Raw genomic sequence first — 8,238 nt, 5'->3', positions numbered from 1 at the left:
CTCTACTTTTGCCTAAATTCATCGCCGCTAAGCTTAACCCCTTGCCCCCTCAGGTCTCCCAAAGCTTAGTAACTTAGTACCCCTGTCCAGAACTTATGACTGTCCAGTTTTCTTCTGAGCCATCAAAAAATTTTATCGTAACATTTTCCGCATCCGCATCCCATGAGTTTGAAATCAACTCTGACAAGACGCTTGGGAGCTTTGAATACAAGGAGATTCCAAGATGCTGAATTGTATTTGGATCAAACTTCAGTACAAGGTTGGGTGTACTCATAGAATATAGATTCCTTAATAAGATCTCTGAGTGATTATTGTGACGACCTCTTGTACAATAACTATAGAGTACCCAAAAGACAAGTGTATTTCACGCAGTATAGGAAGTTTATCTAGAAGACTTCGTTGAGTAAATAGTGCTTAACAAAGGCTCTAGCCGTTTCAGGGTTCAACGTTTTTAGCGCCCTCACAATTTCAACCACCGTTTCCGCCGTTGGGTCGCGCTTCTCATTCACTCAGCGGTAAACATGATTGCGTTCCACATCCATCGCCACCGTCAACTAGGGAAAATGTTCAAGGGCAACTCGATCTTGACTTGCAGTCTATGCCGACTTAAACTCCATCGTTAGCCCAACCCTATCCAACACCGACAGCAACATCTCCACCGTTGGCGTTCCATCGACCGTTGCTTTACCTGGCAGAAGTTCATCGACAATTTCTGCTTGGTCAGCAATGCTTACTGTTGCGGCCTGAGCGTCAGCGACATCTTTAACCGCCAACAGAAACGCCTCTTTATCCCCATCCTTCAGGGTTTCATCCAGGGCGGTCTTTAGATATAGTGCTGCATAATCTGGATCTGCAAGCCTGACAAGCAAGTCACTTTTGTAGTCCCTAACTGGCATAGCTCAGCGGCCTCCTTAGTCTTCTTGATAAGCTGTCCAAAGTTCTTGTGCAGTCTTGATATCTTTATTCTGCCGTTTCTTGCTTCCCCCAACCAGCAAAAGTACAACCCGCCTTCCCACTAAACCATAATAGACACGATAGCCTGGGCCAAAGAAAAAACGCAACTCATACACACCCTCTCCGATCCCTTTGCTGTCTCCGAAATTACCCAGTCGTAAACGGTTGAGCCGAACTGCAATTCTGGTTTGAGTTTGGCTATCAAGGGCATCAAACCATTCGTCAAAGGGGCACTTGCCAGCCTCAGTCACATATTTTTGAAGTTCCCACTGATCCTGACTCATATCCCCATTAACCAGATAACCAATTTTCAGAGATCCTGTACCTCATCTCCCAGGTAGCGCTCCACAAACGCCTTAGCCGCCTGGGGGTTTAGGGTTTTTAGGGCACGTACAATCTCCAACACCGTTTCCGCCGAGGGGTCGCTTTTCTCATTTGCCCATCGGTACACGCTGTTGCGCTCAATATCCAGAGCCGCCGCAAGGCTGTATTGGCTCACCTCAAACTCCTCAAGCACCTGCCTGAGTACAGATCCAGCTTTTCCCATGCCTCCATGGTGTCAGACCACCCCAGCCCCGTAAACAACAAAACTGTTGACGACAACTAATTTGTTGACTATGATGCCGTCATCGAACTTGTTGACGTTTAACCCCAAAAATCCTATGCAAACCCCCACCGCCCGCTACAGCACCCGCCTCACCAGCCCCGACCCCGTCCACCTAGAACTCACCCTCAAACTCCACACCTATCCCCATCCCGACCGCGAACCCGTCAAAATCCTCATCATCGGCAGCAAACCCGCCGTTAGCTCCATCGTCGTCGCTCTCCACCAGCTCGGTTTTGCCGAAATCTTTGAATGGACAGGTAGTGCATTAATCTACGGGTCAGAGAAAAAACAGCCAAAAACAGCAATCTACTGCCGTAAGGTCTCTAGGGTCGCCTGATTATTCTCTAGCCTGTACGAAATAGGACTACCGAATGGACAGACTTCCTCAGTGCCCCTAATGCCGACCGCCCCCTCCAATTCCAACCCCACGAAGTCATGAAAGCCTTGGTAAAATACCTCCCCAAAACCTAGAACCGGGGGATAGCTACAATAGGAAAGAGCAAATAGGATGGCAAACGGCATGGAGATACGCGATCACCAAATCCTGAAAGAATTTTCTGTCAAAGTGCGCCAACAATTTCCTGACGCACAAATTTGGGCCTTTGGCTCACGGGCTAGGGGTAATGCTCAACCCGATTCAGACTTTGATATTTGTGTTGTGGTAGACAAACTAGACCGCGCCACTTGGAAGACTCTGAGCGATATCGCTTGGGAAACAGGCTTTCAGCATGACGTCGTAATTACCACCGTCAAATATTCCCGCCAGCAGTTCGAGTCTAGCCCTTATACGGCCAGTCCTTTGGTTCACAGCATCCTTGCAGAGGGTATTGTTGCATGAGCCAAACAGAGAATATCAGTACGTTGGCAAAGGCACGACTTCGGCAGGCTCAAAATGCCTTAGATGCTGGTCAAATCCTGATTGATCAAGGTCTTTACTCTGATTCGATTAATCGTGCTTACTATGCCATTGTCCTGGCATGGTGTCCGACTGACGTTTGTGGCGCTGTTTCTGGTGGCCCTCTTCCGAGTTGAAACGGTGAACTTGGATCAACGGTCGTCGGTGTTTGCCAATCGAGCGAAGCCGGAGTCAAGCTACAAGCGTCTGACGCGGTTTCTGCGGGTGTTTCCGAAGGCCAAGGTGCGATGTTTGACGGGCGACCGAGAGTTTGTCGGCAAGGACGGGTGCATCGAGACCTTGTTTTCGGCCCTCAAAACCCGAGGGTTCAACCTCGAATCGACTCACCTCTGCCATGCCGAGCGCCTCAGTAAACTCGTTGCCCTCCTCGCCTTGGGCTTTTGCTGGGCCATGCGCAGCGGACTCTGGCACCATCAGCACCAACCGATTGCCATCAAAGCCCATGGCCGCAGGGCCAAGAGTCTCTTCCGCTGCGGTTGTGATTTCCTTCGTCGTATCTGCTGCGATCTGACCCTCTGGTCTGCCGAGTAGGTAAACCCTTAGGTAAATTGCTGGCTGAGGTTGACGGGATCGTGGACGGTGATTTTCTTTTTGTAGATGGAAATCATCCCTTCCTGGCGCAGATCCCCCAGCAGGCGGGTGACGGTGACGCGGGTGGATCCGATGGCTTCAGCGATGGCCTGGTGGGAGAGTTTGAGGTCGATGGTGATGCCGTCTTGGCTGGGGACGCCAAAGTCTCGGCAGAGAATCAGCAAAAAGCTCACCAAACGCGATCCCATATCCCGGTGGGCCAGGGTTTCGATCATCATTTCGGTTTGCAGAATGCGGGAGGACAGCCCCCGCAGCATTACCATGGCCAGTTCGGGGTTTTCCTCCAGGGCTTGCTCCACCTGCTCGATGGGCACCGACAGCAACTCCACCGGGGTAAAGGCGACGGAATGGTAGAAGCGGTCGGATCGGTTGCCCGTAATTAGTGACAGGACGCCGAATACGCTGTTTTCCCGCAGTAGGGCCACGGTGATTTCTTCGCCCGCTTCGTAGACCCGTGACAGCTTGACGGCCCCCTTCAGCAGAAAGTACACCCGCTCCGCCGGATCCCCAGGGAAAAAGATAGTTTTGCCGCGTTCGTAGGACTCTACAACCGGAGGAAAAGCGCCGCCCGAAAGCTGGCGAAAGACATTGGCAAGCGGTTTATCTTGGGTCACTACCATAACGTTTTGCTAAGGCCATCACGGAAACTTCAGCCATTCCTGGAATTCCAGGACTCTTCAAATCCTTGTCCACCTAGAAGTCGAGGGAAGTTACGACTTCTAGGGATGGACAGCCTTCCTAGCATGGGGCATTGGCTAATGCAAGCGTTCCATGACTTTAGAACACTTAACCTTAACTGCTTGGGGCACGTTTGTATAGCGGGTTACTTTTTAGCCATTGCTGACTACTTTTTGAAGCCGAAGCCAAAAAATTCCCAACTTTTTTTGCCCCGATCTCAACCATCTCCGCGTCAAAGCCCTCTAGCAAAGTATCCCAATCGGTCTTATTCCAGGGGTTTTGGGTATACCCGACTAAAAGAGTCGGGTATAGTTGGTGACTGCTTGGTGGTCGTGCTACAGTTCCCTCAACGAAACGCAACGGATGGCTGAGTGAGCCTTGCTCCAAGCGTTTCCATCGTTTAGGTTGTTGAAATCGCAGGTTCAAATCCATGACGCAGTCCCTCGAACGCCTAGTTACCGAGTCCGCCAAGACCCTGGCCCCCACCTTCACCGGGTTGAAGTGTCGCGAGTGCGGCGAAATGTATGAGGCTACCGCCAAGCACGTTTGCGAAGATGTGTGCTTTGGCCCTCTGGAAGTGGCCTACGACTACGACGCCATTCGTCAGCGGGTGTCTCGCAGCACCATTCAGGCAGGGCCGCTGTCCATCTGGCGCTACAAAGAATTTTTGCCCGTCAGCACCGACGATGTGATTGACGTGGGCACCGGGATGACCCCCCTCGTGCGGGCCAACCGCCTCGCCCGTCGCCTGGGTCTGAAGGAGCTTTACATTAAAAACGATGCCGTCAACATGCCCACCCTCAGCTTCAAGGATCGGGTGGTCTCCGTGGCGCTCACCCGTGCCCGTGAACTGGGCTTCACCACCGTCTCCTGTGCTAGCACCGGGAACCTGGCCAACTCCACCGCCGCCATCGCCGCCCACGCTGGCCTCGACTGCTGTGTGTTCATCCCCTCCGACCTGGAAGCGGGCAAAGTCCTCGGCACCCTCATCTACGGTCCCACGGTGATGGCCGTCCACGGCAACTACGACCAGGTGAACCGCCTCTGCTCTGAGGTGGCCAACTCCTACGGCTGGGGCTTCGTCAACATCAACCTGCGCCCCTACTACTCCGAAGGTTCCAAAACCCTCGGCTTTGAGGTAGCGGAACAACTGGGCTGGCGCTTGCCCGACCACGTCGTCGCGCCCCTGGCCTCCGGCTCCCTGTTCACCAAAATCTACAAGGGCTTCCAAGAGTTCACCAAGGTGGGCCTGGTGGAAGGGAAAGACGTGCGCTTCAGCGGTGCCCAGGCCGAGGGTTGCTCCCCCATTGCCCAGGCCTTCCGGGACGGTCGCGACTTTGTCTCCCCCGTGAAGCCCAGCACCATCGCCAAGTCCATCGCCATCGGCAACCCCGCTGACGGCATCTACGCCCTCGACATTGCCCGCAAGACCAACGGCAACATCGAATCTGTGACCGATGCGGAAATCGTCGAAGGGATGAAGCTGCTGGCGGAAACCGAAGGCATCTTCACCGAAACCGCTGGCGGCACCACCATTGCCGTGCTGAAGAAGCTGGCGGAAGCCGGGAAGATTGACCCCGACGAGTGCACCGTTGCCTACATCACCGGAAACGGCCTCAAAACCCAGGAAGCCGTCCAGGGCTACATCGGCGAACCCCTCACCATCGAACCCAAGCTCGACAGCTTCGAGCGGGCGCTGGAACGGGCGCGCACCCTGGATCGCCTAGAGTGGCAGCAAGTGCTGGTCTAAGCCTCGGCAGCCCTCACCCCCTCAGTCCCCCTCTCCCAACGTGGGAGAGGGGGAAGCCGGAAAGTCTGTAGGTTGGGTAATACCCACCAAAAGTTTTGTTGATTCACGTTTGCTCAATTTAGTTAGTGACATGGCCATTAAAGTTCTGATTCCGACCCCTCTGCAAAAGTTCACCAACAACGAAGCCACCATTCAATGTGAGGGCGGCAACATTGTCGAGTTATTGGATGCCCTAGAAGGCCGCTATTCCGGCATCAAAGCCCGTCTCTGCGATGATTCTGGTGAGCTGCGCCGCTTTGTAAACTTCTACGTCAACAGCGAAGATATTCGTTTTTTGGATGGTAAGGAAACCACCCTGAACGATGGCGACGAGGTCAGCATTGTCCCCGCTGTGGCTGGGGGCTAAACAAGCTTGTTGTAGGGGTCTCCTACGACGGGATAGCCGCTTACGGCTAAACAACTTAAACGATTCCAGCCAGGGGGAAGCTCCTGGCTTTCTTCGTTGTTGATCAAGAGAGGCCATGGCCTCTACACAGATGAAGTTTGCGCAATAGAACGAGATCGGGATGCGTCGGGATTGCTATTCTAACCACAGCAGCGATACATCAGCGGAGGTGATACCATCCATGGCCAGCCAAGACAAGGCTAAACGTAAAGCAATGAAGGCTGAATCAACGCAGCCCAACCAGGAATTCGCGATGCCCGTAGTCTCAGAACATCAAGGCCAGTCCACGACCGAAACGGTGGTTTCATCGCCCCCATCAGGCGCTCCCCAATCAGCTAAAAAACAGAAAAAGCACGCCAACCATCATCAGTCCTATTCCGAAAAACAGCCTTCTGAGGACAAGCACTATCGCTATACCTCGGAGTCAGAGGGGAGTTCTAAATTATCAAAATCGTTCTATGAAAAAGAACTGGCTAAGCTGCAAGTAGAACTGGTAAAAATGCAGTACTGGGTCAAGCATACGGGCACCCGCATTGTGATTTTATTTGAAGGACGTGATGCGGCGGGTAAAGGTGGAACGATTAAGCGAATCACGGATCCACTCAATCCACGGGGCTGTCGAGTAGTTGCCTTAGGAACGCCTAGCGACCATGAGAAGACCCAGTGGTATTTTCAGCGCTATGTGGCCCATTTGCCTGCCGCTGGAGAAATTGTTTGCTTTGATCGCAGTTGGTATAACCGAGCGGGTGTAGAGCATGTAATGGGCTTTTGTACCGAGTCGGATTATCAGGAATTTATGCAAACTTGCCCCGAATTTGAGCGTATGTTGGTGCGGTCAGGCATTATTTTGCTGAAATACTGGTTTTCGGTTAGCGATGAGGAACAAGAACGACGGTTTCAGTCTCGCACGACAGATCCGGCCCGCCGCTGGAAATTGAGCCCAATGGATTTAGAATCGCGGGATCGTTGGGTGGAATATTCCCAAGCTAAGGACACGATGTTTGCCCATACCAATATCCCCGAAGCCCCCTGGTTTACCGTAGAAGCCGACGACAAAAAACGCGCCCGCTTAAACTGTATTAGCCATATTCTGACTAAAATTCCCTACGTGGATATGACCCCGGCCCCGCTCAAGCTTGCCCCAAGGAAAAAAGCGCCCCAGGGTTATGTTCGTCCACCCCATAATGAGCAGTTTTTTGTCCCTCAAATGTATTGATCAGTTTGTCACCGACTCAAGATGGCTGACGGGCACCTCGAAAAATATAAATCTTCGTGGGAGTAGCTACGAGATTTCAGGGGTTTCAGGCTTTTCATGTTCGCTATACGGTAATTAATCGAGGTGCCCTGACATCTTTCTCCGTTTCTGCCCGCCGATTGGATCGCAGATGGCGAAGCGGGCTGCATTCTAGAGGTCTTTAACGCCCTCGGCGAATCGGTGGATGGGGTGACGGTGCCCCAATCGGCGATGGCCCCACTGCGCCCCCATGTGGAAGCCACCGCTGGCTGGGACAGCACGGCCACAAGCTGCTGCCCCTGGTGGGGTTGATTTTGTAGGTGCGGTGTACCGCGAAAGACCTACTCAGGCGATTTATCCTGCATTTCGTCAAAGGGATTGCACAGCGTTAGCTCAGGCACTCGCTTAAAGTCGTCCACGTTTCTGGTTATTACACAGGCAGAGCGTTGTAAAGCCGTTGCCGCAATTAGGGCATCGGGAAGTTTGAGGCGATAATCGCGCCGCAATTGAATCGTGCGATCTTCGATTTGAGGTGACAGGGGAATTCGTTCAAACTGCGTCAGCAAGTCAGTAATTATCGTTTCTTCTTCGTCCGATAGATCTGGAAAGCTCAACAATTCAATTCGCACGATGGGAGAAATAAAGACCTCATTTTGACTGAGAAATGATTCTGAGAAAAATCGTAAGACTTCTGACTCTTCTGCAAAATAATAAATAAAAACATTGGTGTCGTAGAGATACTTCACCGATCCCACTCCTGGCGCATGGTATCAAGATGGGCTAGCGGGCACCTCGAAAAATACTGAAGGCACTGTCTCACAATGAGACTCATGTCGAAATCTAGATTCCTGAAATATTTGCTAATAGTCCAATATTTGATCATTAGTATTTTGATTCTTAAAGAGATAGTCGATAGACACGAAAAGATGAGATCATAGACAGTATAAATTACTCACTTCTCATCAGGACTATGGGACAAAAAGGATTCTGGGACTTTGAGGAACGCCAGCAGGAATTGCTCAACAAAAATAAAACCTTAAAATATCTCAATGACATTATTCCT

General features: G+C 51.9%; 11 protein-coding genes. 6 read left to right on the top strand and 5 right to left on the bottom strand.

Annotated elements, in window-relative coordinates; all coding sequences use genetic code 11:
• Positions 1–596: 596 nt before the first annotated feature.
• From H6G62_RS25070 to H6G62_RS25060, 3 genes are read right to left on the bottom strand one after another with little or no spacing between them, the layout of a single operon-like run.
• Positions 597–896 carry a transcriptional regulator gene (locus H6G62_RS25070; RefSeq protein WP_190500300.1) on the bottom strand — a complete coding sequence of 100 codons (300 nt, stop codon included), beginning with the start codon at positions 894–896 and terminating at the stop codon, positions 597–599.
• A 15-nt stretch (positions 897–911) separates the two neighbouring features.
• Positions 912–1,238: a type II toxin-antitoxin system RelE/ParE family toxin gene (locus H6G62_RS25065; RefSeq protein WP_190500298.1), complete on the bottom strand. Its 327-nt coding sequence runs from the start codon at positions 1,236–1,238 to the stop codon at positions 912–914.
• A 26-nt stretch (positions 1,239–1,264) separates the two neighbouring features.
• The gene (locus H6G62_RS25060; RefSeq protein WP_190500296.1) at positions 1,265–1,501 is read right to left on the bottom strand and encodes a helix-turn-helix transcriptional regulator; all 237 of its coding nucleotides are present in this window, start codon (positions 1,499–1,501) and stop codon (positions 1,265–1,267) included.
• 115 nt (positions 1,502–1,616) lie between these two features.
• Between H6G62_RS25060 and H6G62_RS25055 the strand changes: the two genes are divergently transcribed.
• The 3 genes from H6G62_RS25055 (at position 1,617) to H6G62_RS25045 (ending at position 3,008) form a co-directional block, all read left to right on the top strand.
• Positions 1,617–1,898 (top strand): hypothetical protein, encoded by a 282-nt coding sequence (locus H6G62_RS25055; protein ID WP_190500294.1) that lies wholly within the window; start codon positions 1,617–1,619, stop codon positions 1,896–1,898.
• A 171-nt stretch (positions 1,899–2,069) separates the two neighbouring features.
• A complete protein-coding gene (locus tag H6G62_RS25050) occupies positions 2,070–2,399 on the top strand; it encodes a nucleotidyltransferase domain-containing protein (RefSeq protein ID WP_199325233.1) in 330 nt (109 codons plus the stop codon).
• A gap of 123 nt (positions 2,400–2,522) precedes the next feature.
• A complete protein-coding gene (locus tag H6G62_RS25045) occupies positions 2,523–3,008 on the top strand; it encodes a hypothetical protein (protein ID WP_190500293.1) in 486 nt (161 codons plus the stop codon).
• A gap of 8 nt (positions 3,009–3,016) precedes the next feature.
• On the opposite strand, the gene ntcA is transcribed toward H6G62_RS25045, so the two are convergent.
• Positions 3,017–3,688 (bottom strand): global nitrogen regulator NtcA, encoded by a 672-nt coding sequence (gene ntcA / locus H6G62_RS25040; protein WP_190500291.1) that lies wholly within the window; start codon positions 3,686–3,688, stop codon positions 3,017–3,019.
• A gap of 488 nt (positions 3,689–4,176) precedes the next feature.
• Here ntcA and thrC point away from each other — a divergent pair, with 488 nt between their 5' ends.
• The 3 genes from thrC to ppk2 all read left to right on the top strand — a co-directional run bounded on the left by thrC (position 4,177) and on the right by ppk2 (position 7,157).
• Positions 4,177–5,496, top strand: a complete 1,320-nt coding sequence (gene thrC / locus H6G62_RS25035) for a threonine synthase (RefSeq protein WP_190500288.1) — start codon at positions 4,177–4,179, stop codon at positions 5,494–5,496.
• Positions 5,497–5,626: 130 nt separating this feature from the next.
• Positions 5,627–5,902, top strand: coding sequence for a MoaD/ThiS family protein (locus H6G62_RS25030; protein ID WP_190500286.1), 276 nt, complete (start codon positions 5,627–5,629; stop codon positions 5,900–5,902).
• 292 nt (positions 5,903–6,194) lie between these two features.
• Positions 6,195–7,157: a polyphosphate kinase 2 gene (gene ppk2 / locus H6G62_RS25025; protein WP_190500284.1), complete on the top strand. Its 963-nt coding sequence runs from the start codon at positions 6,195–6,197 to the stop codon at positions 7,155–7,157.
• A 359-nt stretch (positions 7,158–7,516) separates the two neighbouring features.
• Here ppk2 and H6G62_RS25020 read toward each other — a convergent pair whose 3' ends face one another.
• Entirely contained in the window at positions 7,517–7,921 is a 405-nt protein-coding gene (locus H6G62_RS25020) for a PIN domain-containing protein (RefSeq protein WP_190500282.1), read from the bottom strand.
• Positions 7,922–8,238 lie beyond the last annotated feature (317 nt).

It is taken from the genome of Phormidium sp. FACHB-1136, assembly GCF_014697375.1.
In the GTDB taxonomy this organism is placed as follows: domain Bacteria; phylum Cyanobacteriota; class Cyanobacteriia; order Phormidesmidales; family Phormidesmidaceae; genus Nodosilinea.
This window is presented reverse-complemented; position numbering and strand designations above follow the sequence as displayed.

Coding starts and splice junctions, on each gene's coding strand:
- H6G62_RS25060 (WP_190500296.1), bottom strand. CDS start 1,501: ATGGGAAAAGCTGGATCTGTACTCAGGCAGGTGCTTGAGGAGTTTGAG.
- H6G62_RS25050 (WP_199325233.1), top strand. CDS start 2,070: ATGGCAAACGGCATGGAGATACGCGATCACCAAATCCTGAAAGAATTT.
- H6G62_RS25070 (WP_190500300.1), bottom strand. CDS start 896: ATGCCAGTTAGGGACTACAAAAGTGACTTGCTTGTCAGGCTTGCAGAT.
- ntcA (WP_190500291.1), bottom strand. CDS start 3,688: ATGGTAGTGACCCAAGATAAACCGCTTGCCAATGTCTTTCGCCAGCTT.
- H6G62_RS25065 (WP_190500298.1), bottom strand. CDS start 1,238: ATGAGTCAGGATCAGTGGGAACTTCAAAAATATGTGACTGAGGCTGGC.
- thrC (WP_190500288.1), top strand. CDS start 4,177: ATGACGCAGTCCCTCGAACGCCTAGTTACCGAGTCCGCCAAGACCCTG.
- H6G62_RS25055 (WP_190500294.1), top strand. CDS start 1,617: ATGCAAACCCCCACCGCCCGCTACAGCACCCGCCTCACCAGCCCCGAC.
- H6G62_RS25045 (WP_190500293.1), top strand. CDS start 2,523: ATGCCATTGTCCTGGCATGGTGTCCGACTGACGTTTGTGGCGCTGTTT.
- H6G62_RS25030 (WP_190500286.1), top strand. CDS start 5,627: ATGGCCATTAAAGTTCTGATTCCGACCCCTCTGCAAAAGTTCACCAAC.
- ppk2 (WP_190500284.1), top strand. CDS start 6,195: ATGCCCGTAGTCTCAGAACATCAAGGCCAGTCCACGACCGAAACGGTG.